Source organism: Serpentinimonas raichei, assembly GCF_000828895.1.
Classification (GTDB): domain Bacteria; phylum Pseudomonadota; class Gammaproteobacteria; order Burkholderiales; family Burkholderiaceae_C; genus Serpentinimonas; species Serpentinimonas raichei.
The window spans coordinates 750,706-772,460 of record NZ_AP014568.1 but is presented as its reverse complement, the minus strand read 5'-3'; the positions used below and the strand labels follow the sequence as shown (position 1 = coordinate 772,460).

Here is a 21,755-nt window from a genome sequence, read left to right as displayed (position 1 = left end):
CAGCCAAGGGCCGGCTCAGGCCAGCGCCTGCCGAATCACGGCGCAGACTTCGTCGATCGCCGCATCGCTCAGCTCGGGGTAGATTGGCAGCGAGAGGCAGCAACGCGCCACCGATTCGGTGACCGGGAACGACTGCCCCGCCGCCTCGGCCGCAAACACCTTTTGCTGGTGCAGCGGCACCGGGTAGTAGATCGCGCTGGCGATTTGCGCCGCGCTCAGGGCCTGCTGCAGCGCGTCGCGGCGCTCGCACAGCAGGGTGTATTGGTGATAGACGTGCTGCCCGATGCCGTCCTCGAACGGGGTTTGCAGCGGCAAACCGGCCAAGCCGGCCTGGTAGCGCTGCGCCACCCGGCGCCGCTGCTGGTTGTAGTGGTCGATGCGCGGCAGCTTGGCGCGCAGCACCACCGCCTGCAGCTCATCGAGACGGCTGTTGTAGCCGATGATGTCGTGGTAGTAGCGCACCTTGCTGCCGTGGTTGCGCAGCATGCGCAGCGTCTCGGCCAGCGCGTCGGACTGCGTGGTGACCATGCCGCCGTCGCCGTAGCAGCCCAGGTTTTTGCTCGGGAAAAAGCTGAACGCCGACACATCGCCGATGGAGCCGGTCATGCGCCCGGCCACCCGGGCGCCGAAGGACTGGGCGCAGTCTTCGATCAGGTGCAGGCCGTGCTGCTGCGCCAGCGCCTGCAGCGGCGCCATATTGGCCGGTTGGCCGAACAGGTGCACCGGCAGCAGCGCCTTGGTGCGCGGCCCGATGGCGCGCGCCACCTGCTCCACATCGAGGTTGAAGCTGCGCGGGTCGATATCGACGAACACCGTTTTGGCGCCCACGTAGGCTATGGCCTCGGCGGTGGCGATGAAAGTAAACGGCGTGGTGATGACCTCGTCGCCCGGCCCCAGCCCGAGCGCGCGCAGCGCCAGGTGCAGCGCGTCGGTGCCGTTGGCGCAACTGATGGCGTGCTTGACGCCCAAGTAAGCCGCCGCTTCGGCCTCAAAGGCCTGCACGTTGGGGCCAAGGATGAACTGGGTCGCCTCCAGCGCGGCCAGCAGCGCCGGTTCGAGCTGGGGTTTGAGTTCGCGGTACTGGGTGGCCAGATCGACCATCGGGATGCGCATGGCAAGTCTTTCGGGAAGCAAAAATTCAGGAAATGAGCTCGGTCGCGGCGCTGATGCGCTGCACCGCCGCCAGCGCACGCCGCCCGGCGCGACCGCTGACCTTGGGCGCACGCCCTTCGCGCACGCTGGCCACGAAATCGGTGATTTCGCTCAGCAGTGCGTCGGCTTCGCCAAACATCTGCATCTGGCGCTCGATTGCGTCTTCGGGGGCGGCCAGCGGGTCGGCATCGGTGGCGCGGTAGCTGATCAGGTGCCGGGTGCCAAAATCGAGCGAATGGCAGGCGCGGTGCTGGAACACGCGCATCTTGCGCTCGCTCTTGTTGCTGACGCGGCTGGCCGTCACATTGGCCACGCAGCCGTTGGCAAAGCGGATGCGCGCATTGGCAATGTCGATGTCGTTGGTGAGCACGCGCGCGCCGCTGCTGTCCACGCTGACGATCTCGCTATCCACCAGGGACAAAATCAGATCGACGTCGTGGATCATCAAATCCAGCAGCACGCTCACATCGGTGGCGCGCGGCTTGAACGGGGCCAGCCGGGTGCTCTCGATGAAGCGCGGTTGGTCCAGCAAGGGCTCCAGCGCCAGCGCCACCGGGTTGAAGCGCTCCAGGTGCCCGACCGCCAGCACCAGGCCGCTGCGCTCGGCTTGCTCGATCATCTCGTCGGCCTGCTCCAGCGTGACGGCGATGGGTTTTTCCACCAACACGTGGGCCCCGGCGCGCAGAAAGTCCAGCGTCACGGCGTGGTGCGCCTGCGTCGGCACCACCACGCTCACGGCATCGACCTGGCCCAGCAGCTCGCGGTAGTCGGCCACGGCGCGGCAGCCCAGCGGCTTGGCCACGGCTTGCGCCACCTCCAGCCGGCTGTCGACCACGGCCACCAATTCACAGCCGGGCAGCTTGGCGTACTTCTGGGCGTGGAACTTGCCCAGGTAGCCGACGCCGATCACGGCACAGCGCAGGGGCTTCATGACTCGCTCCTTGGTGTGGCGGCGAGCCAGGCGGGCGTAGAGATTGTTTTCATGCAGTCGCTCCTTCGCCATCGGCGGCATCGCTGCGCGCGCGCCGGCGCACGATGCCGGGCTTGCCGGCCCCGGCCAAGAATTCGAGCATCAGCGCCACATCGGGCGCGGCCTCCGAGCCTGCGCTGGCCAAGGCGGCAATGCGCGGCTGCGCCGCTTGCAGCGTGAGGTTGTCGCGGTACAACGCTTTGTACATGGCGCGCACGGCGGCGATGCGCGCCGGGCCAAAGCCGCGCCGGCGCAGCCCTTCGGCGTTGACGTTGCGCGCCACCGCCGGCTGCCCCTGGCAGACCACGAACGGCGGCAAATCGGCAAACAGCAGCGCGCACATGGCGGTGAAGCTGTGCGCACCCAGGCGCAAAAACTGGCGCACCACGGTAAATCCGCCCAAAATCACCCAATCCCCCACCTGCACGTGGCCGGCCAGTTGGGCGTTGTTGGCAAACACGGTGTGGCTGCCAACTTGGCAGTCGTGCGCAAGGTGCACATAGGCCATCAGCATGTTGTCGTGCCCGACGCGGGTCACACCGCGGCCGTTGGCGGTGCCCCGGTGCAAGGTGCAAAACTCGCGGATCACGTTGCGGTCACCGATTTCGAGCCGGGTTGGCTCGCCGGCGTATTTTTTGTCCTGCGGCGCCCCGCCCAGCGCGGCGTAGCTGTGGATGGCGTTGTGCGCGCCGATGCGGGTGTGGCCCTCGATCACGCAGTGGCTGCCAACCGTGCTGCCCTCGGCGATCTGCACATGCGGGCCGATCAGGCTGTAGGCCCCGACCGCCACCGAGGGATGCAGTTGCGCCGCCGGGTCCACCAGCGCGGTGGGGTGGATCAAACTCATGCGGTGCTGCCTTCGCTTTGCTGAATGCGGCGCATGGTGCACATCAGTTCGGCCTCGCAGGCCACCTCGTCGCCGACCCGGGCCACGCCCTTGAATTTGAAGATGCCGGCCTTGGAGCGCACCAGCGTCACGTGCATGAGCAACTGGTCACCCGGCTCCACCGGGCGCTTGAAGCGCGCGCCATCGACACCGGCAAAGTAATAGACCGAGTTTTCGTCCAGCTCCAACCCCAAGGTCTCAAAGGTGAGTAGGGCCGCCGTCTGCGCCAAAGCTTCGAGCATCAGCACCCCCGGAAACACCGGCCGGTGCGGAAAGTGGCCGGTGAACTGGGGCTCGTTCATGCTCACGTTTTTGAGCGCGCGAATGAACTGGCCTTTTTCGATTTCCAGCACCCGGTCTACCAGCAAAAAAGGGTAGCGGTGCGGCAGTTTTTTCAGAATTTGGTGGATGTCCATCAGGATTTTTTTTCTAAGGCTCTGAGGCGTTGCCGCAGCGCGTACAACTGGCGCAGGGTGGCGGCGTTTTTTTCCCAGTTCACATTGTCGTCGATCGGGAACGCGCCGCTGTACTGGCCCGGCTTGAGGATCGAGCGCGTCACCAGCGTGGCGGCCGTGATGTGCACGTGGTCGGCCAAGCGCAAATGCCCGAGCACCCCGGCCCCGCCGCCCAAGGTGCAGTGGGCGCCGATGTGGGCGCTGCCCGCCACCCCGACGCAACCGGCCAAGGCGCTGTGCGCGCCGATGCGCACGTTGTGGCCGATCTGGATCAGGTTGTCGAGCTTGACTCCGTCTTCGAGCACGGTGTCGTCGAGGGTGCCGCGGTCGATGCAGGTGTTGGCACCGATTTCCACGTCGTCGCCGATGCGCACCGCGCCCAACTGCTCGATCTTGAGCCACTGCCCCTGCTGCGGCGCAAAGCCAAAGCCGTCGGCCCCAATCACCGCCCCGCTGTGGATGATGCAGCGCGCCCCGAGCGTGCAGTCGTGCCCGATCACCACCTGCGCCGCCAGCCGCGCCTGCGCGCCCAGGCGCACCCGCGCCCCGATCACGCAATGGGCCCCGATCTCGCTGTTGGCGCCGATCTGCACCCCGGCCTCGACCACGGCAAAGGCCCCCAAGCGCACCCCGGCCCCGAGTTCGGCACTCGGGTGCACCCAGGCGCTGGGGTGGATGGCGGGCTCGGCTGGATCGGCGGCCTCGTGCTGCGCCGCTTGCAGGCGCGCGCGCCACCACTGCGTCAGGCGGGCAAAGTAGGCATGGGGCTCCGGCGTCTCGATGCAGGGCCCGCGGGCGCTGGCCCGTGGCACCAGCTCGGGCGGCACGATCAGCGCCGCCGCCTGCGTGGTTTCAATGGCGGCGGCGTGGCGCGTCTGCGCCACAAAGGCGAGCCGATCGGGCCCGGCGCTCTCGAGCGAGGCCAAGCCGGAGATCGGGCACGCGCCGTCGCCATGCAAAACGCCGCCCAAGGCGGCGTGGATGTCGCTGAGCCGGAGCATCAGAGAGGGTGCGGATGGCGGGTGCTGGCCCCTCAGCGGGCCGGGGCGCTGTTCAAGCCCGCGATCACCTTGTCGGTGATGTCATGCCGGGGGTGGATATAGACTGCCTCTTGGATGATCAGGTCGAAGCGCTCGGCCTCGGCAATCTGGCGAATGACGCGGTTGGCGCGCTCGATCACCTGCTGCAGCTCCTCGTTGCGGCGCAGGTTCAGGTCTTCTTGGAAGGCTTGGCGGCGGCGCTGGAAGTCGCGCTCGAGCTCCACCATCTGGCGCTGGCGCGTGCTGCGCTGGGCTTCAGACAGGGTGGGGGCTTCGCGCTGAAACGCCTCGGAGGCGGTGCGCAACTGCGTTCCCAGCGCATCGACCTCGCGCTCGCGGCGCGAGAATTCTTGCTGCAGCTTGGTTTGCGCGGCCTGAGCAGCGGCCGATTCGCGCAGCACGCGGTCGGTGTTGACGAAACCGATCTTGAAGTCTTGTGCCGTGGCCGCAAAAGCGGCGGTGGCCAGCAGCAAAGCGGCCAAGGTAGTACGAAACAGGTAGCGGGTAAAAGATTTCATCAGAACGTGGTACCAATCTGGAATTGAACGCTTTGCGGTTTGTCGTTGGCGAACTGGCGCAACGGCCGCGCATAGGCGATTCTAAGCGGCCCGACGGGTGAGAGCCAACTGATGCCCACACCGGCCGAAGCGCGAAAGTCGCTGAAGCGGCTTTGCTGGTTGAAATCGTCCGAGACGTTGCCGATGTCGACGAAGCCAAACAGGCGCAGCGTGCGGTCGTTGCCCGCGCCCGGGAAAGGAGCCAAAATTTCGGTGTTGAGCACCGCCATGCGCGAGCCGCCGATGTACGACAAGGCGCCCGGCTGCCCGACGATGCCGCTGGTGCCGCCCAAAGTGCCCTGCTCGAAACCGCGCACCGAACCCAAGCCGCCGCCAAAGAAATTTTTGAACACCGGGAAGGGCTTGTCGCCCAAACCCCGGCCCCAGCCGACCTCGGCGTTGAAGGCCAAGGTGAGCTGGTTGGTGAGCGGGATGTACTGCTGCAACTGGCCGCTCAAGCGCCAGTAGCGCGTGTCGCCAAACAGACCCAGCTCGCCATTGAGGCGCATCAGGCGCCCGCTGGTGGGCACCAGCGCGCTGTCGCGGCCGTCGCGCGCCCAGCCGACAGTGATGGGGACCGAGATCGAGGACGGCCCGAACACATCCATGTGCTGCTTAAACGCCAGCGGCAAGCCGGCACCGGGCTCGATGCGCGTCTGCTCCACGCCGAGGCCAAAGAACACCGTGTCGGTCTCGGTAAAAGGCACCCCAAAGCGGATGCTGGCGCCGGGCGTGACGAGCCGGTAGTCACCGGCCTGCTCCGACAGCGGGCGGCTGGTGCGATAGAACACGTCGATGGTGCGCGAAACCCCATCCTGCGTGAAGTACGGGTTGGTGGTGCTGAGCATGAACTGCTCGTTGAAGCGGCTGGTGTTGACGTTCAGGCTGAGCGAGTGGCCGCTGCCGAAAATGTTTTCCTGCTTGATTCCGGCCACGAACGAGATCCCATCGGCCTGCCCGTAACCGGCTCCGATGGACAGGCTGCCGGTGGCGCGCTCCTCGACCGACACCACCAGATCGACCTGATCGGGCGCCCCCGGCACCTCGCGCGTATCGACCATGACCTGGGTAAAGAAACCAAGCCGATCGACGCGGTCGCGCGATAGGCGGATGCGGTCGCCGTCGTACCAAGCCGATTCGAACTGACGGAACTCGCGCCGGATGACTTCGTCGCGGGTGCGCTCGTTGCCCTCGATCTCGATGCGGCGCACGAAGGCGCGGCGCGAGGGTTCGGCGCGCAGCACGAACGCCACTTGGGCGTTTTCGCGGTTGATTTCGGGCACCGCCTCGACGCGCGCAAAAGCAAAGCCAAAGCGCCCGAAGTGCTCACCAAAGGCGCGCACGGTCTCGCTCACTTCTTCGGCGTTGTAGGCCTGACCGACGCGGATGCGCACGAAGGATTTGAACTCTTCTTCGCGGCCCAGATAATCGCCCTCCAGCCGCACCCCGGAGACCACAAAGCGCTGGCCCTCGGTGATGTTGATGGTGATGGCCATTTCGCCTTTGTCGGGCGTGATGGCGACTTGGGTCGAGTCGATCGTGAACTCGAGGAAGCCGCGCGTGAGGTAGTGCGAGCGCAGGGTTTCGAGGTCGGCGTTGAGGCGCTCGCGCGAATAACGGTCCGAGCGCGTGTACCAGCTCAGCCAGTTGCCCGTGTCGAGCGCAAACAAACGCAGCAGCGTGGCTTCACTGAAAGCCTGGTTGCCGACGATGCGCAGCTCGCTGATGCGCGTGATGCCGCCTTCGACCACATGGAAATTGAGGTTGATGCGGTTGCGATCCAAAGGCGTGACGGTGGCCGTGACGGTGGCGGCGTACATGCTGCGCGCCAGGTACTGGCGCTTGAGCTCTTGTTCGGCGCGGTCGGCCAAGGCGCGGTCAAAGGGCCGGCCTTCGGCCAAGCCCACGTCGCGCAGGGCGCGGCGCAGCACCTCGTTGTCGAACTCGCGCACGCCCGAGAAACTGATCTCGGCCACCGTCGGGCGTTCTTCGACGATCACCACCAGCACCTCGCCCTCGACTTGCAGCCGCACGTCGGAGAACAAGCCCAGTCCGAACAGGGCACGAATGGCGGCGCTGCCTTGGTCTTCGGTGAAGGCGTCGCCGACCCGAAACGGCAGCGAGGCAAACACCGTGCCGGGCTCGACGCGCTGCAGGCCCTCGACCCGGATGTCGCGCAAAGTAAAGGGGTTGGTCGCCCAAGCCGGCAGCGCCACCGCCAAAGAAACCAGTGCGCCCAAAGCGAGGCTGCGCAAGCGCGGATGCTTGTTGATCATGAAAAGCGTTCTCAGCCCAGCAAACGGGCAATATCATTAAAAATGGCCAGCGACATGATGCCCAGCAGCAGCACGATGCCGAGGCGCTGCAAGCCATCCATCCAAGCGTCGGGCACCGGTCGCCCGGTCACGGCTTCCCACAGATAATACATCAGGTGCCCGCCATCGAGCACCGGCAGCGGCAGCAGGTTGAGCACGCCGAGGCTGACGCTGATCAGCGCCAGAAACAGCAGGTAGCTGGTGAACCCCAGCGCCGCCGACTGGCCGGCGTAGTCGGCGATGGTGATCGGGCCGCTCAGGTTTTGCAGCGAGGCCTGGCCCGTCAGCATCTTGCCGATCATTTGCAGCGACAGGTGCGAGACCTCCCAGGTGCGCACCACGCCCTGCCAGAGCCCCTCCAGCGGCCCGAGCGAGCGCTCGGCCATCTCGGGCGCCGCACCCACGAAAGCCCCGATGCGGCCCACCCACAGCCCCTCGATCTGCTCGGGGCGCGGCGTGACCTCGAGCTCGAGCTGGCGTGCGTCGCGCTCGATTTGCCAGCGCTGCGTGCGCGGCTGGCCGTCGGCGGCCGACAGGCGGATGAGCTGGCGCAGTTGCGCCGCGTCGCGCACCGGCTGGCCATCGACGCGCAGCACCCGGTCCGCCGCCAGCAGGCCGGCGGTGGCGGCGGCCCCCTCGGGCGTGAGCTGGCCCAGCAGCGGCGCCGACCACGGGGCCTCGATGCCGATCTGGCGCAACAAGCTGGCGTCGACGTGGCGCACATCGACCTGCGACAGCTCCAGCCGCACCTCGCGCCCGGGTTCGCCGGGGCCGCTGGCCAGCCACAGGCGCAAATCCTGCTGCCCCAGCGCGGCGCGTGTGAGTTCCCAGCGCAGTTGGCTGAACGATTCGATCGCTTGCGGCGGTTGATCAACCCGCGCCAGCGCCACCACCCACTCGCCGCCGCGCACCCCGGCGCGTTCAGCCAGCGAGGCGGGCGTGGGCGTGGACAGCACCGGCTGCGGCTGCGGCACCCCGATCCACGACACCAGCGCGTACAAAAACACCGCCAGCAGCAGATTGGCCGCCGGGCCGGCGGCGACGATGGCGGTGCGCACGCGCAAGCGCTGGGTGTTGAAGGCCAGGTGCCGCTCGGCGGCCGCCACGCTGCCCTCGCGTTCGTCGAGCATGCGCACGTAGCCGCCCAAGGGCAGCATGCCGACCACGTATTCGGTGCCGCTGCGTGGCGAGCGCCAACTCCACAAAGGCTTGCCAAAACCCACTGAAAACCGCAACACCTTGACGCCACAAGCCACCGCCACGCGGTAGTGCCCGTACTCGTGCACCGCGATCAGCAGCCCGATGGCGACGAGGAAGGCCAAAATGGTCAGCATGGGGGGGCGCTGGGCGGGCGCGCTTGGGTTAAGGCAGAGGCTGGGTGCATGGCTGGGGTGTAGGGAGCAGGCTCGAGGGCACTGGTATAAATCCTCCTGTATTTTGCTCCTAAAACGTTGGCCCTGAAACGCGATGCAAGCCGATCCAAGGCCGACAAGCCACTGCATGCAAGCGGGAACAACGCCTGAACCGCAAAGACGGCGCGCACACCCGCCCGATCAAGGCGCGCGCCCAGCGCGGCGCGCAGCGTCTCGATGGCCTGCGGGGCAGCGGCTGCGCCCGTTCGATAGGCTATGCGCGTGGCTGCGCTTCACGCCTGCACACCTAGCACCGGCCGCGCGACGCGGTTGTTTACGAGCCGAGCTTCTTCAGCGTGGCCTGGATGATCTGCTCCATCTCTTCGCCCGACTTCCTGATGACCGTGCCGGCATGGCCGCCGACCATGCCCGCCATGGCGACCGAGTTCATGCGCGAAATCACGACCTTGCCGGTGCTGGTCTGGTAGATCGCCACGCGGCAGGGAATCATCGACGCGACGAATCGGGTCTCGTCCCTAGACAGCAGGTCAGCGCTGTATCTGGCGCTGCAGGCGTCGAACACCAGCACCGGGTGCAGCGTGAAGCCGCGCTCGGACAGGATGCCGGCCATGTTGGTCACGTCGAGTATGCTCCAGCCGGCGGCTCTGACCGCCTCGCGGAACGCCTCGACCGTGGGCACCAAGGCCTTGGGACTGGTGTCTTCCAAGAACAGCGCAGGCATCGCCGCCCTGGCCGGCGCTTGGGTCTGGGCTTGGGCGCTCGCCATCGCGGCGAACAACCACAGGGTGATGGCCAGCAGCAGCCAAGCGGCGCTGTGCAGCAGCGGCTTGCGGATCGAACGGGGCGCGGTCAGGGAGTTCATCGACGTTTCCTTTGGTGGCTTGGGTAAAGCGTGTTGATGGTGCTTCGGGGTGAATGATAGGCGCCGGGTTGGCTGCGGTCTGCCACCCAAGTGGCAGACCGCAGCCAAGCAAACCAATCATGCATAATTGTCGTCAATTTAATCCTCTTTTCGTTCAAGGAGTCGCTCATGAACAGCCACAACAGCATCCGTTTCGAGGTCGAAAACCTCAAGTGCGGCGGGTGCGCCAGCACCATCGAGAAAACGCTGCGCGCCGATCCACGGGTGACGCAGGTTGTCGTGGACCCTGCCACCGACAGCGTCGAGATCGGGGCTGCGGCGGAACTGCGCGGCGAGTTTGCTGCCAAGCTCGCGCGCTTGGGCTACCCCGAGAAGGGTTCGGTCGAGGGCCTGCGCTCAGCCGCCGCAGTGGCCAAGTCGTACGTAAGTTGTGCCATCGGCAAGATGAGCGCCTAAGCCATCGACTCCCTCCCGCGCGCTCTGCTGCTCGAGCGCTTTCCGGTATTGGCCGAGCTGCCGGCGGCACACTTGGCCGAGTTGCTGGCCGCGGCACCGCTGCGCCGGGCCCCTGCGGGCAGCGTGGTGTTCGAGCAGGACATGCCGTGCGAAGGCTTCCCGCTGGTGCTCGAAGGCAGCGTGCGCGTGACCAAGACCTCGCGCAGTGGCCGCGAAATCGTGCTCTACCGCGTCAGCCCCGGCGAGGCCTGCATCCTGTCGGGCGGCTGCCTGCTGGGCGAAACCGACTATGCGGCCCGAGGCGTCGCCGAAAGCGACGTGACGCTGCTGCGCATCCCGCCCGATTTGTTCCAGGTATTCATGCTGCGGCACCCACCGTTTTGCCGCTTCGTGTTCGATATGTACGGCGCCCGGCTGGCCGAGGTGATGGAGCTGGTCGAGGAAGTCGCATTCCGCAAGCTCGACGCGCGGCTGGCGCGGCTGCTGATCCAGCGCGGCCCGGTGGTCAATGCCACACACCAGAACCTGGCTGATGAGTTGGGCAGCGTGCGCGTGTTCATCAGCCGTCTGCTGGGCAACTTCGAGCAAAGGGGCTGGGTGCGGCTCGAGCGTGGGCGGGTGACGGTGGTGGAGCCGAAGGCGCTGCTCGAGTTTGCCCAGCAATAGGCACTCAGTGCCCGGCCGCCGCCTGCGGCATGCGCGCCAGCACGCCGTCGTCGAGGTGATAGACGCTGTCGAAGCCTTCGATCATGCGGTGGTCGTGGGTGACGGTGATCACCGCCGAGCGGCGCTCGCGCGCGATCTTCTTCAGCAGCGCCATCACCTTGGTACCGCGCTCGGTGTCGAGTGCCGCAGTGGGCTCGTCGGCCAGGATCAGCGGCGGCTCGTTGGCCAGCGCGCGCCCGATCGCCACGCGCTGCTGCTCGCCGCCCGAGAGGTTGGCCGGCAGCGCATCGGCGCGGTGCGCGATCTCGAGGTAGCCGAGCAGTTCCTTCGCACGCCGCGTCGCCTCGCGCCGGCCGATGCCGTTCAACTGCATCATCAGGGCGACGTTTTCGATCGCGGTCAGGAACGGGATCAGGTTGTGCTGCTGGAAGATGAAGCCGATGTGGCGGCGGCGGAAGGCACGGTCATCGACCCCCGTCCAGCCGTTGTTGTAGACCTCCTGCCCGCCCACCACGATGCGCCCGGTGGTCGGCTCCAGGATCAGGCTGATCGCCAGCAGCAGCGTGCTCTTGCCCGAGCCGCTGGGGCCCAGCAGCGCCGCGAGCTCGCCCTCCTGGACCGCGAACGAACAGGGCTTGAGCGCCTGCACGGCTGTCTCGCCACTGCCGAAGGTCTTGGACACGCCCTCGACCTCGACGACCGATCTCTTGGCATCGACCACCGTCAGCCCCCGAGCGCCATCTGCGGCGGCGTGCGCAGCGCATGCCAGATCGCCATCGCGCTGGCCAGCACGCCGCCGACCAGCATCACGCCGAAGGTGATGGCGGTATCCTGGGCCAGGAAAGCCAGGCTGCGCGGGAAGCCGGGCGCGATCAGCTCGCGCAGGCCGTAAGCGACAGCGAAGCTGGCCAGCGTCAGCGCCATCGACTGCTCCATGATCAGGCGCACGATGACCCAGTTGGACGCGCCGATCAGCTTGAGCGTGGCGATGGAGCGGATCTTCTCGATCGTCAGCACGTAGATGATGAGCGCGATGATGACGATCGAGACGATCAGCAGCAGCGTGCGAAACAGCCCAAGCACCGCCGACATGCGGGCGAGCCGGCCTTCGAGCATCAGATTGCGCTGCTCTTCGGTGGTGTAAACGTTGAAGTACAGCCAGTCGCGCATGTGCTGCGCGACCCGCGCACCGTCGGCACCGGGTGCGAGCTGCACCAGCACCGCGTTGATGGTGTCGCCCGAGGTCGAGAGCAGCGGCAACAGGCGCACGGCCTGCTCGGACGAGTAGCCCGCGCGTTCCAGGCGTTGCAGGTTGGCCGCGCGCGCCGCAACCAGGGCCCGGTTGTCCTGCTGGAACTGCACCTGCTGCGCATCGGGCAGCGACAGGTACAGCAGCGGGTTGCCGCCGGAATCGACCGCGCCCTGTGTGATACCGACCACCGTGTAGTCGTGGCTGCCTAGGGTCAGCTTGTCGCCGAGGTCGAGGCCGAGCTTGCTGTCAACCACCACCTCGTAGTGCGGCGCCTCGATGCCGCGCCCGCGCGCGATGCGCGTGGGCCCGCCCAAGCCGCCGAACACGTCGTAGCCGATGACCGTGAACTGCTGCTCCCGGGCCCCGATCACGCGCTGCGCCGAGTAGATCACCAGCGGGCTGGCCTTGGCCACGCCCGGCGTCGCGGCCACGCTCTGGCGGCTGTCCAGCGGAATGCGCGAGCTCTCGTTGAAGGGCCCGCCGCGCCCGCGCTCGACGACCCACAGCTCGGCGGCCGTGTGGTCGATCAGCCAGACGCCGTCGGCGATGTTGCCCCGGTAGATGCCGTTCATCACCAGCACGATGGCCAGCAGCATCGCCACGCCGAAGATGGTGGCGATGAACTTGCCAATGTGGCGGCGGATGTCCTTGAGGGCGAGGTCCATCGATTGCTTCCTGCGTCGCGCCCGGGCCCGGTGCTCAGCGGCCGGCCGCGGTTTGCGCGCGCACGCGCATGCCGGCCCTCACGCCTTCGGCCGCGGCGACGACGCGCTCGCCGGCCGCCAGCCCCTGCGTGACCAGGGCCTGGTGCCCATCGGCGGCACCGGTCTGCACGGGCCGGAACTCGGCGCGCGCGTCCACCACGACCAGCACACCTAGGCGGCCCTCGCGGTCGCGCGTCAGCGCCGTCAGCGGCACCGCGATGCCCGCCACCGCCCCGGTGTCAACCGAGACCTGGGCCTCCTGGTCGATCGCGAAGCGTGCCGGCGGCTTGTCGAAAGCGATGTTGACTTCGAGCTCGCGCGTGGCGGCGTCGGACTGGTGGGTGATGCGCGCGACCTTGCCCGGCAGCAACTCGCCGCTGCGCAGGCGGATGCTCGCCGCCTGGCCGACCTGCACGCGGGCGAGCACCGACTCGTCCACGCTCATCGCCACCCACAGCGTGGCCGGATCGACCATGCGCAGCAGCGTGCTGCCCGGAACGACCGTGGTACCGACCTCGGCCTGGCGCGCGATGATGACGCCATCCATCGGCGCCGCGATGCGGGTGAACGACAGCACGGTGTCGGCATGGCGGGCTTCGTGCTGCAGCGCGCTCGCGTCGGCCGCGCGCGCGGCGTGGGTGGCGCGCGCGCTGTCCAGGTTGGCCTGCGCGGCGCGCAACGCGGCGTTGGAGCCGTCGAGCGCGGCCTGCGCAACGAAACCGGTGCGCAGCAACTCGACGTCGCGCTGCTGCCTGCTGCGCGCCAGATCGAGCTCGGCCTGCGCCTTGGCGATGCCCGCCTTGGCCGCATCGACGTTGCGCGACAAGGCCACCTGCTGGCCGCCGACCACGCTGCGCTTGGCAACCAGGTCGCGGTCGTCGAGCAGCACGAGCGCTTGACCGCGCTGGACGCTGTCGCCGATGTCCACATTGACCTGCTGCACCGTGGACGTGATGCGCGCGGCCAGCGTCACAGGCACACGCGCCTGCAGGGTGCCGGGGCCGACGACGCGCTGGGCCACGCTACCCTGCACAGCCTCGACCATCGGCACCGCCACGGCGTGCCCGAAGCGCCAGTACGCGGCACCCGCCGCGAGCACCAGCACCAGACCGGCGACCAGCACCGGGACGAGCAGCTTGCTTCGTTTCACTGTCGGCCTCAATCTTTCCAGCGCTGTAACTGCGCCTGCGCCAGCGCGCGCGCCTGCGCATCCAGCGCCAGCAAATCCTCGAGCCCGTTGGGCTTGGAGGGCGACAAGGCTTGCAGCGTTCCCGCGTTCACGGCGTGGATGCGGTCAAAGCGCAAGCGGCGCTGCAAAAAAGCCTGCACCGCCACTTCGTTGGCGGCATTGAGCACCGCCGTGCTGCCAACCGGCCCAGCCAGCGCCTCCCAAGCCAAAAACAGGGCCGGAAAGCGCTCGCGCGTAGGCGCCTCAAAGCTCAGCGCCCCCATGCGGGCAAAGTCCAGCGCCTCGGCCCCGGACTCGATGCGCTCGGGCCAGCTCAGGCCGTAGGCGATCGGCACCCGCATATCGGGTGTGCCCAGTTGCGCCAGCACCGAGCGGTCGCGCATCTGCACCATGGAGTGGATCACGCTCTGCGGATGAATCACCACCTCGATTTGCTCGGGTGCCAGCCCAAACAGATAATGCGCTTCGATGACTTCGAGCGCCTTGTTCATCATGGTGGCCGAATCGACCGAAATTTTTTGCCCCATGACCCAGTTCGGGTGCGCGCACGCCTGCTCCGGCGTGACGCTGGCCAAGCTGGCCGGGTCGCGCTGGCGAAACGGCCCACCCGAGGCCGTGAGGATGATTTTTTCGACCCGCTGCGCCCACACCAAGGGCGACTCGGGCAGGCACTGAAACAGCGCCGAGTGCTCGCTGTCGATCGGCAGCAAAGTGGCGCCGCCGGCGCGCACCGCCTGCATGAACCACTCGCCCCCCAGCACCAGCGCCTCTTTGTTGGCCAGCAGCAGCTTTTTGCCGCTGCGCGCTGCCGCCACACAGGGCGCCAAACCGGCGGCGCCGACGATGGCGGCCATCACGGCATCGACCTCGGGCGCCGCCGCCACCTCGCACAAGGCCTGGGGGCCGCCCAGCACCTCGGTGCCGCCGACACCGCGTGCCTGCAAGGCCTGGCGCAAGGCGTCTGCGTGGGCCTGCGCGATGACCGCGTAGCGCGGTTGAAAACGCTGGCACTGCTGCGCCAATTCCTCCACCCGCTCTTGGGCCGTGAGCGCAAAGACGCGGTAGCGCTGCGGGTGGCGCGCCACCACATCCAAGGTCTGGGTTCCAATCGATCCGGTCGATCCGAGCACGGTCAGCGTTTGCATATTGAGGGTGTGCGGAGCGCCTTAGGCAGTCACGATCCAAAGCGCCAAGGGCAACACCGGCAACAGCGCATCAAAACGATCCATCAGCCCACCATGACCGGGCAAAATGCGACTGGAGTCCTTGCGGCCAGCGCTGCGCTTGACCATCGATTCGAACAAATCGCCCATCACGCTCAAGGCCAGCAACAGCAACAACGCGGCCAAGGCCAACCATGGCCCCAGTTGCCAGAGTTCGGAGTACAGGTTGGGGCCCCAGTGGGGAGGCCACACTGTGATCCACAGCACACTCAGCAGCAGCACCGCCAGCGCACCGCTCCACACCCCTTCCCAGGTTTTGCCAGGGCTGATGGTGGGCGCCAGTTTGCGCCGCCCGAAGCGTTTGCCGCCAAAGTAGGCCGCGATGTCGGCTGCCCAGACCAGCAACAAAATGCTCAGCAGCATGCCCAAGCCGATGGCCTTGGCATGCAACAAGGCCCACCACGCCTGCCCCAGCAGCAGCAGACCCAGCCCCACCCGCGGCCCGGTGGCAAGCCGGCGCCAGCCCTGCACCCCCCGCTGCAGCAACAGCGGCAGCAGCAAGGCGCAGGCCACAGCAGCCAGCAGCCAAAACCAGCGGCTGGTTTGGCCTACGCCCACCAACCCCCACGAGCCCAACAAAACCAAACCAAGCCCAAGCGCGGCCACCACGGCGGGCCCGCGTGACAGGCCACTCAGACGCGCCCATTCCCACGCTGCAATGCACACCAGCAGCAGCGAGAGCAGGCCAAACGGCCATTCAGACGAGTGCCAGAGCGAAGCCAGCAACAGCCCCAACAGCCCCAGCGCCGTGAGCACACGCTGCCACAACATGGGGGCCGATCAGGCCACAGCCCGCAAGGGCTGCACCGGTTCCGAACGCTGCTCCGCCATCTGCTCTGAAATCAGGCCGAAGCGCCGCTCGCGCCGCGCAAAAGCGGCCAGCGCCTGGTCGAACTCTTGGCGCTCGAAAGCCGGCCACAGCGCCTCGGAAAAATACAACTCGGAATAGGCGCTCTGCCAGAGCAGGAAATTGCTCAGGCGCTGCTCACCGCCGGTGCGGATGAGCAAGTCGGGGTCGCCCACGTGGGCCAGCGCCATGGCCCCACTCAGCGCCGCCTCGGTGATCGGCTCGCCGCGCGCCGCCAACTGCTGCGCCGCCTGCACCACGTCCCAACGGCCACCGTAGTTGAAGCAGACATTGAGCACCAAGCGGCGATTGCCTGCCGTTTGCTGCTCGGCTTGCACCAGCCGCTGCTGCAGCTCGGGGCTCAGGGCCTGACGATCGCCCGGGAAATGCAGCCGCACCCCGGCGCGCTCGAGCTCGGCCACTTCGCGCTCCAGCGCCCGCCCCAGCAGCCCCATCAGGCCACTCACCTCGTCGGCCGGCCGGCTCCAGTTTTCGGATGAAAAGGTAAACACCGTGAGCACCTGCACCCCGGTTTCGCTACACCAGCGCACCAGCTCGCGCAATTTTTCCAGCCCCTGGCGGTGCCCAGCCAGACGCGGCAAATAGCGTTGCTTGGCCCAGCGGCCGTTGCCGTCCATCACCACGGCCAGATGGTGCGGTACGCCCGCCTTGCGCACAGGGAGAGTCATGGGTTGCGGGGGCTTCAAAACGCCATCAGCTCTTGTTCTTTGGTGGCCACGAGCTTGTCCACCTCGGCGATCATTTTGTCGGTCAGTTTTTGCACCTCTTCTTGGGCGCGGCGCTCATCGTCCTCAGAGGCGAGTTTGTCTTTGACCAGTTTCTTGAGCTGTTCGTTGGCGTCGCGGCGCAGGTTGCGGATGGCAATCTTGGCCTGTTCCCCCTCGCCTTTGACGACCTTGGTGAGCTCTTTGCGCCGCTCCTCGTTCATGGCCGGGATCGGCACCCGGATCAGGTCGCCCTGCGAAGCCGGGTTGAGCCCGAGGTCGGACTCGCGGATGGCTTTTTCGATCTTGGCCCCCATGCCCTTTTCCCACGGCGCCACGCCGATGGTGCGCGCATCGAGCAGGCTCAGGTTGGCCACTTGCGACAGCGGCAACATGGCCCCGTAGTAGTCCACGTGCACGGTGTCGAGCAAGGCCGGGTTGGCGCGCCCGGTGCGCACTTTGCCCAGGTTGCTCTTGAGCGCCTCCAGCGAGGCGTGCATTTTGAGGTCGGCGTTTTTCTTGATGTCGGAAATCTGCATGGTCGTCAATCGTTGGTAGGCAGCAACATTGGGGCTAACCGGATAGCATACACCGGCTCAGACGTGCACCAGCGTGCCTTCGTCTTCGCCTTGCACCACCCGGCGCAGCGCCCCGGGCTTGAAGATCGAAAACACCCGCACCGGCAGCTCTTGGTCGCGGCACAGGGCAAAGGCGGTGGCGTCCATCACCTGCAACTGGCGCGCCATGGCTTCGTCGAAGCTGATGCTTTGGTAGCGCACGGCGTGCGGGTCTTTTTTCGGGTCGGCGCTGTAAACCCCATCGACCTTGGTGGCCTTGAGCACGATCTCGGCCCCGATCTCGGCCCCGCGCAGCGCGGCGGCGGTGTCGGTGGTGAAAAAGGGGTTGCCGGTGCCGGCCGCAAACACCACCACCTTGCCCTCTTCCAGGTACTGCAAGGCCTTGGGGCGCACATAGGGCTCAACCACTTGGTCGATGTTGATGGCCGACATCACGCGCGCCTTGAGGCCTTGGCGGTTCATGGCGTCGCCCAGCGCCAGCGCGTTCATCACAGTGGCCAGCATGCCCATGTAGTCGGCCGTGGCGCGCTCCATGCCTGCCGCACCGCCAGCCACACCACGAAAGATGTTGCCGCCGCCGATCACCACCGCCACCTGCACCCCGAGCTGCACCACCTCGGCCACCTCGGCCACGATGCGGTCGATGGTGGCGCGGTTGATGCCAAAGGCATCGTCGCCCATCAGGGCTTCACCAGAGAGCTTGAGCAGGATGCGCTGATGGACTGGCATAAAGGCTTTCGGGGGCAATGAGGTCGAACGATTTTAGAGGCTGCAGCGCGACAACGGCCACCCTTTTGCAAGGTTGGCCGTTGAAATATGTGGCGCAGTAGGCTGTGCGGCCTAGACCGCTGGCACGCCCGCAGGCCAGATAGGGATCAGCCCGCTTGGGCTGCTGCCACTTGCGCCGCCACCTCGGCGGCGAAGTCGTCTTGCTTTTTCTCGATCCCCTCGCCCACCACGTACAGCGTAAAGCCCTTCACCGTGGTGCCCGCGGCCTTGAGCATTTGCTCGACCGTGAGCTTGTCGTTTTTGACGAACGCTTGGTTGAACAGCGACACCTCTTTGAGGTATTTTTGCACCCCACCCTCGATGCGCTTGGCCACGATCTCGGCCGGCTGGGCCGGCTTGCCGGCGGCTTCGGCCAGCTTGCGGTCTTCTTCGGCCTTGCCAGCGGCCACGGCGCGCTCTTTCTCGATCAGCTCGGCCGGCACCTCGGCGGCGGTGAGCGAGACCGGCTTCATGGCAGCGATGTGCATGGCGGCGTCTTTGGCGGCTGTGGCGTCGCCCTCGAACTCCACCATCACCCCAATGCGCACCCCGTGCAGATAGGCCGCCAACTGGCCGCCGCCGCTGTAGCGCTTGAAGCGGCGCAGCGTCATGTTCTCGCCGATCTTGCCGATCAGGCCCTTGCGCACGTCTTCGACTGTGGGGCCAAAGCCTTCCAAGCTCAGGGGCAGCGCGCCCACGGCGGCCACATCGGCCGGGTTGTTTTGCGCGATCAGGTTGGCCACCTGGTTGCAAAAGCTCAGGAACAGCTCGTTTTTGGAGACGAAATCGGTCTCGCAGTTGACTTCCAGCAGCGCCCCGGTGTGGCCACCCAGGCTGGCCACCACCACGCCTTCGGCGGTGATGCGGCTGGCGGCCTTGCCGGCCTTGTTGCCGAGCTTGACGCGCAGCAGCTCCTCGGCCTTGTCCATATTGCCATCGGCCTCGGTGAGGGCTTTTTTGCACTCCATCATCGGCGCGTCGGTCTTGGCGCGCAGTTGGGCGACCATGCTTGCGGTGATTGCAGCCATTGTGTGTACTCCGTTGCGGGCTCAAAGGCCCGAGCTTGCGTTATCAATATGAAAAATTGCTTACAAAAAAGGGGCGCAACCGCCCCTTTTGTAGCTGGCGTAGCGAAGGCTCAGGCTTCTTCTTTGACCTCGACGAACTCGTCGCCATTGCTCGCCTGCACCGCTTGCACCACGTTGCTGACGGCGTTGGCCCGGCCTTCGATGATGGCGTCGGCGATGCCGCGCGCATACAAGGCCACGGCCTTGGCCGAGTCGTCGTTGCCAGGGATGACGTAGTCGATGCCGATTGGCGAGTGGTTGGTGTCAACCACGGCGATCAGCGGGATGCCGAGTTTTTGCGCTTCGGCCACGGCGATTTTGTGGTAACCCACGTCGATGACGAAAATCGCGTCCGGCAGCGCGTTCATGTCTTGAATGCCGCCGATGTCGTTTTGCAGCTTCTCGATCTGACGACCAAAGGTGAGCTGCTCTTTTTTCGACATGTGATCGAGCCCGGCTTCTTTTTGCGCCAGCATCTCTTTGAGGCGCTTGATCGAGGTCTTGACCGTTTTGAAGTTGGTCAACATGCCGCCGAGCCAGCGCTGCTCGACGAAGGGCACACCGGCGCGCTGCGCCTCGAGGGCCACGATGTCGCGCGCTTGGCGCTTGGTGCCCACCATCAGCACGTTGCCGCCGCGGGCGGTGGTTTGGCGCACAAACTTGGCCGCTTCCTCGAACAGAGGCAGCGTCTTGTCCAGGTTGATGATGTGGATTTTGTTGCGATGGCCGAAGATGTAAGGGGCCATCTTGGGGTTCCAGAAGCGGGTTTGGTGGCCAAAATGGACACCGGCTTCCAGCATTTCGCGCATGGAAATGGTCATGATTGTGTTACCTTTCAGGTTTGGTCTTAAATCAGGCCCGCATCGCGGCCACCCGGCACCGGCACCCTGCCAGTGAAAAATGGACGCAACACCCGATTGGGCCTGTTTGCGATTGCAATTGCGTTTGTTTTACCGCCCCACAATCCCAAGCAACCCAAAGGCCACCCAAAGCACGACAACGGCAAAACTCTAGTATTCTAGCACGGCCGCCGTGGCGGCAACAAGCCCATGAACCTGCCCGCCCATCCGCAACGCCTCTCACTGCCCGATTTGCCCCGCGCCTTGCCGCTCTACGGCAGCCAGAGCAGCCGCGCCATCGAGCAACGGGCGCAGCACGAATTGGGGCGCCAACACCTGCCCGCTCACACCCTGATGCAGCGCGCCGGGGCTGCCGTATTCCGCTTGAGCGCCGCGCTGGCCCCGCACGCGCGCCGGGTTTGGGTGGTGTGTGGTGGCGGCAACAATGGCAGCGACGGCCTACTCGCCGCCGTGGCGTGGCAGCAACGTTTGCAGCCGCTGGGCGGCCAGGTCTGCGTGACCTGGCTGGGCGATGCGCAGCGCCTGCCCGATGACGCGCGCCACGCATGGGCGCTGGCGCAACAAGCCGGCCTGCACTGGGCCGAAGCGCCAGCCGATGGGCCCGATGCGCCCGACCTGGCCATCGACGCGCTGTTTGGACTCGGGCTGGCGCAGGCCGTGCGCGGCCCGGCGTTGGATTGGATCGAGCGCCTGCAAAGCCTGCCCTGCCCGCTGCTGTGCGTCGATCTGCCCAGCGGCTTGTGTGCCGACCATGGCAACTGGCACGCCCGCGCCGCGCCCACGGCCAGCCCCTTGCGCCACACCCTGAGCCTGCTCACGCTCAAGCCGGGCCTGTTCACGCACCACGGCCGCCAAGCCAGTGGCCAGATCTGGTTCGACGACTTGGGCTGGAGCCAACTGGGCTTGGCCGCACCCGGGCCCAGCGCCTGGCTGCATGGGCCCGAAACACCCCATGGCATGGGCCCCGTCCCCAGCCCCAGCCTGTTGCGCCAGCGCCAGCACAGCCCCCACAAGGGCACGCACGGCAGCGTGATCGTGATCGGCGGCCAGCAACCGGGCCCGCAGGGCACCGGCATGACCGGCGCCGCCGTACTGGCCGCTCGTGCGGCCCTGCGCGGCGGGGCTGGGCGGGTCTATCTGGGCCTGCTGGAACCGGCAGCGGGCACGGCAGCAGCCCCCGTTTTCGACCCGTTGCAACCCGAGCTGATGCTGCGCCCGGCGGCCGCGCTGTTGCACGACCCGATTGCGGCGCAGAGCGTGACGGTGTGCGGCTGCGGCGGCGGCACGGCGGTGGCGGCGCTGCTGGCCGATGTGCTGGCCACCTGCCCGCGCTTGGTGCTCGACGCCGACGCCCTCAACGCCCTGGCCGCCGACGCCGCGCTGCAGGCCCAGCTCATGGCCCGGCTCGATCGGGGCTGGCAAACGGTGCTCACGCCGCACCCGCTGGAAGCGGCGCGCCTGCTCGGTTGCAGCGTGGCGCAGGTGCAGGCCGACCGGCTGGGTGCCGCGCAGCAATTGGCCGAACGCAGCCGCTGCGTGGTGGCGCTCAAGGGCTCTGGAACCGTGGTGGCCGCGCCCGGCTGGGTGCCGAGCATCAACCCCAGCGGCAACGCGCTGCTGGCCAGCGCCGGCACCGGCGATGTGTTGGCCGGACTGATCGGAGCCCTGCTGGCCACAGCCGAAGCCGGCCTAGAGGCGACTGCGCAGGCCGCAGCCGCTGCGGTGCACCGCCACGGCCGCTGCGCCGACCGCTGGCCGTCCGAGCAGCCGCTGTTGTGCGCCAGCGAGCTGCTCAACTGCCTCTAAACCC

Annotated in this window: 22 protein-coding genes; 3 read left to right on the top strand and 19 right to left on the bottom strand. The window is 66.9% G+C overall.

Annotated features, from left to right (window positions below; translation table 11 throughout):
* Nucleotides 1–15: 15 nt before the first annotated feature.
* The 9 genes from SRAA_RS03645 to SRAA_RS03605 form a co-directional block, all read right to left on the bottom strand.
* Entirely contained in the window at nt 16–1,113 is a 1,098-nt protein-coding gene (locus SRAA_RS03645) for a DegT/DnrJ/EryC1/StrS family aminotransferase (RefSeq protein ID WP_029462559.1), read from the bottom strand.
* Nucleotides 1,114–1,138: 25 nt separating this feature from the next.
* Entirely contained in the window at nt 1,139–2,083 is a 945-nt protein-coding gene (locus SRAA_RS03640; RefSeq protein WP_029462558.1) for a Gfo/Idh/MocA family protein, read from the bottom strand.
* Between the two features lie 49 nt (nt 2,084–2,132).
* On the bottom strand, nt 2,133–2,969 hold the full coding sequence (lpxA, locus tag SRAA_RS03635) for an acyl-ACP--UDP-N-acetylglucosamine O-acyltransferase (protein ID WP_045476483.1): 837 nt from the start codon (nt 2,967–2,969) through the stop codon (nt 2,133–2,135).
* A complete protein-coding gene (gene fabZ / locus SRAA_RS03630) occupies nt 2,966–3,427 on the bottom strand; it encodes a 3-hydroxyacyl-ACP dehydratase FabZ (protein ID WP_045533225.1) in 462 nt (153 codons plus the stop codon). The genes lpxA and fabZ overlap by 4 nt, the downstream gene beginning before the upstream one ends.
* Nucleotides 3,424–4,464 (bottom strand): UDP-3-O-(3-hydroxymyristoyl)glucosamine N-acyltransferase, encoded by a 1,041-nt coding sequence (gene lpxD / locus SRAA_RS03625; protein WP_171820216.1) that lies wholly within the window; start codon nt 4,462–4,464, stop codon nt 3,424–3,426. Before lpxD ends, fabZ begins: the two co-directional genes overlap by 4 nt.
* A gap of 32 nt (nt 4,465–4,496) precedes the next feature.
* Complete coding sequence (locus tag SRAA_RS03620) at nt 4,497–5,021, bottom strand: OmpH/Skp family outer membrane protein (RefSeq protein ID WP_045531066.1); 525 nt, start codon at nt 5,019–5,021, stop codon at nt 4,497–4,499.
* Entirely contained in the window at nt 5,021–7,336 is a 2,316-nt protein-coding gene (gene bamA / locus SRAA_RS03615; RefSeq protein WP_144318691.1) for an outer membrane protein assembly factor BamA, read from the bottom strand. The genes SRAA_RS03620 and bamA overlap by 1 nt, the downstream gene beginning before the upstream one ends.
* Before the next feature lie 11 nt (nt 7,337–7,347).
* Nucleotides 7,348–8,709 carry an RIP metalloprotease RseP gene (gene rseP / locus SRAA_RS03610; RefSeq protein ID WP_045531064.1) on the bottom strand — a complete coding sequence of 454 codons (1,362 nt, stop codon included), beginning with the start codon at nt 8,707–8,709 and terminating at the stop codon, nt 7,348–7,350.
* Between the two features lie 352 nt (nt 8,710–9,061).
* Nucleotides 9,062–9,610 carry a DUF302 domain-containing protein gene (locus SRAA_RS03605; RefSeq protein ID WP_045531062.1) on the bottom strand — a complete coding sequence of 183 codons (549 nt, stop codon included), beginning with the start codon at nt 9,608–9,610 and terminating at the stop codon, nt 9,062–9,064.
* Nucleotides 9,611–9,778: 168 nt separating this feature from the next.
* Here SRAA_RS03605 and SRAA_RS03600 point away from each other — a divergent pair, with 168 nt between their 5' ends.
* Both SRAA_RS03600 and SRAA_RS03595 read left to right on the top strand, forming a co-directional pair.
* A complete protein-coding gene (locus SRAA_RS03600; protein WP_231849324.1) occupies nt 9,779–10,066 on the top strand; it encodes a heavy-metal-associated domain-containing protein in 288 nt (95 codons plus the stop codon).
* Nucleotides 10,067–10,114: 48 nt separating this feature from the next.
* Nucleotides 10,115–10,732, top strand: coding sequence for a Crp/Fnr family transcriptional regulator (locus tag SRAA_RS03595; RefSeq protein WP_197538519.1), 618 nt, complete (start codon nt 10,115–10,117; stop codon nt 10,730–10,732).
* A gap of 4 nt (nt 10,733–10,736) precedes the next feature.
* Here the strand turns inward: SRAA_RS03595 and SRAA_RS03590 are convergent, their stop codons facing one another.
* From SRAA_RS03590 to rpsB, 10 genes are all read right to left on the bottom strand, one after another.
* Nucleotides 10,737–11,414 carry an ABC transporter ATP-binding protein gene (locus SRAA_RS03590; RefSeq protein WP_231849323.1) on the bottom strand — a complete coding sequence of 226 codons (678 nt, stop codon included), beginning with the start codon at nt 11,412–11,414 and terminating at the stop codon, nt 10,737–10,739.
* 41 nt (nt 11,415–11,455) lie between these two features.
* Complete coding sequence (locus tag SRAA_RS03585; RefSeq protein WP_045531056.1) at nt 11,456–12,649, bottom strand: ABC transporter permease; 1,194 nt, start codon at nt 12,647–12,649, stop codon at nt 11,456–11,458.
* Nucleotides 12,650–12,683: 34 nt separating this feature from the next.
* Nucleotides 12,684–13,733, bottom strand: a complete 1,050-nt coding sequence (locus SRAA_RS03580) for an efflux RND transporter periplasmic adaptor subunit (protein ID WP_268747392.1) — start codon at nt 13,731–13,733, stop codon at nt 12,684–12,686.
* 113 nt (nt 13,734–13,846) lie between these two features.
* Nucleotides 13,847–15,022: a 1-deoxy-D-xylulose-5-phosphate reductoisomerase gene (gene ispC / locus SRAA_RS03575; RefSeq protein WP_045531052.1), complete on the bottom strand. Its 1,176-nt coding sequence runs from the start codon at nt 15,020–15,022 to the stop codon at nt 13,847–13,849.
* 21 nt (nt 15,023–15,043) lie between these two features.
* Nucleotides 15,044–15,871 carry a phosphatidate cytidylyltransferase gene (locus SRAA_RS03570; RefSeq protein WP_045531050.1) on the bottom strand — a complete coding sequence of 276 codons (828 nt, stop codon included), beginning with the start codon at nt 15,869–15,871 and terminating at the stop codon, nt 15,044–15,046.
* Between the two features lie 9 nt (nt 15,872–15,880).
* Nucleotides 15,881–16,636 (bottom strand): polyprenyl diphosphate synthase, encoded by a 756-nt coding sequence (gene uppS / locus SRAA_RS03565; protein ID WP_045531048.1) that lies wholly within the window; start codon nt 16,634–16,636, stop codon nt 15,881–15,883.
* A gap of 14 nt (nt 16,637–16,650) precedes the next feature.
* Nucleotides 16,651–17,211, bottom strand: a complete 561-nt coding sequence (gene frr, locus SRAA_RS03560) for a ribosome recycling factor (RefSeq protein WP_045531045.1) — start codon at nt 17,209–17,211, stop codon at nt 16,651–16,653.
* Nucleotides 17,212–17,268: 57 nt separating this feature from the next.
* Nucleotides 17,269–17,979 (bottom strand): UMP kinase, encoded by a 711-nt coding sequence (gene pyrH / locus SRAA_RS03555; RefSeq protein WP_045531043.1) that lies wholly within the window; start codon nt 17,977–17,979, stop codon nt 17,269–17,271.
* 146 nt (nt 17,980–18,125) lie between these two features.
* Nucleotides 18,126–19,046 (bottom strand): translation elongation factor Ts, encoded by a 921-nt coding sequence (gene tsf / locus SRAA_RS03550; protein ID WP_045531041.1) that lies wholly within the window; start codon nt 19,044–19,046, stop codon nt 18,126–18,128.
* A 110-nt stretch (nt 19,047–19,156) separates the two neighbouring features.
* Nucleotides 19,157–19,906: a 30S ribosomal protein S2 gene (gene rpsB, locus SRAA_RS03545; protein WP_045531039.1), complete on the bottom strand. Its 750-nt coding sequence runs from the start codon at nt 19,904–19,906 to the stop codon at nt 19,157–19,159.
* A gap of 228 nt (nt 19,907–20,134) precedes the next feature.
* Between rpsB and SRAA_RS03540 the strand changes: the two genes are divergently transcribed.
* The gene (locus SRAA_RS03540; RefSeq protein ID WP_045531036.1) at nt 20,135–21,751 is read left to right on the top strand and encodes a bifunctional ADP-dependent NAD(P)H-hydrate dehydratase/NAD(P)H-hydrate epimerase; all 1,617 of its coding nucleotides are present in this window, start codon (nt 20,135–20,137) and stop codon (nt 21,749–21,751) included.
* Nucleotides 21,752–21,755 lie beyond the last annotated feature (4 nt).

Coding starts and splice junctions, on each gene's coding strand:
- SRAA_RS03645 (WP_029462559.1), bottom strand. CDS start 1,113: ATGCGCATCCCGATGGTCGATCTGGCCACCCAGTACCGCGAACTCAAA.
- SRAA_RS03640 (WP_029462558.1), bottom strand. CDS start 2,083: ATGAAGCCCCTGCGCTGTGCCGTGATCGGCGTCGGCTACCTGGGCAAG.
- lpxA (WP_045476483.1), bottom strand. CDS start 2,969: ATGAGTTTGATCCACCCCACCGCGCTGGTGGACCCGGCGGCGCAACTG.
- lpxD (WP_171820216.1), bottom strand. CDS start 4,464: ATGCTCCGGCTCAGCGACATCCACGCCGCCTTGGGCGGCGTTTTGCAT.
- SRAA_RS03620 (WP_045531066.1), bottom strand. CDS start 5,021: ATGAAATCTTTTACCCGCTACCTGTTTCGTACTACCTTGGCCGCTTTG.
- bamA (WP_144318691.1), bottom strand. CDS start 7,336: ATGATCAACAAGCATCCGCGCTTGCGCAGCCTCGCTTTGGGCGCACTG.
- rseP (WP_045531064.1), bottom strand. CDS start 8,709: ATGCTGACCATTTTGGCCTTCCTCGTCGCCATCGGGCTGCTGATCGCG.
- SRAA_RS03605 (WP_045531062.1), bottom strand. CDS start 9,610: ATGAACTCCCTGACCGCGCCCCGTTCGATCCGCAAGCCGCTGCTGCAC.
- SRAA_RS03600 (WP_231849324.1), top strand. CDS start 9,779: ATGAACAGCCACAACAGCATCCGTTTCGAGGTCGAAAACCTCAAGTGC.
- SRAA_RS03585 (WP_045531056.1), bottom strand. CDS start 12,649: ATGGACCTCGCCCTCAAGGACATCCGCCGCCACATTGGCAAGTTCATC.
- SRAA_RS03580 (WP_268747392.1), bottom strand. CDS start 13,733: ATGGTCGAGGCTGTGCAGGGTAGCGTGGCCCAGCGCGTCGTCGGCCCC.
- ispC (WP_045531052.1), bottom strand. CDS start 15,022: ATGCAAACGCTGACCGTGCTCGGATCGACCGGATCGATTGGAACCCAG.
- SRAA_RS03570 (WP_045531050.1), bottom strand. CDS start 15,871: ATGTTGTGGCAGCGTGTGCTCACGGCGCTGGGGCTGTTGGGGCTGTTG.
- uppS (WP_045531048.1), bottom strand. CDS start 16,636: ATGACTCTCCCTGTGCGCAAGGCGGGCGTACCGCACCATCTGGCCGTG.
- frr (WP_045531045.1), bottom strand. CDS start 17,211: ATGCAGATTTCCGACATCAAGAAAAACGCCGACCTCAAAATGCACGCC.
- pyrH (WP_045531043.1), bottom strand. CDS start 17,979: ATGCCAGTCCATCAGCGCATCCTGCTCAAGCTCTCTGGTGAAGCCCTG.
- tsf (WP_045531041.1), bottom strand. CDS start 19,046: ATGGCTGCAATCACCGCAAGCATGGTCGCCCAACTGCGCGCCAAGACC.
- rpsB (WP_045531039.1), bottom strand. CDS start 19,906: ATGACCATTTCCATGCGCGAAATGCTGGAAGCCGGTGTCCATTTTGGC.
- SRAA_RS03540 (WP_045531036.1), top strand. CDS start 20,135: ATGAACCTGCCCGCCCATCCGCAACGCCTCTCACTGCCCGATTTGCCC.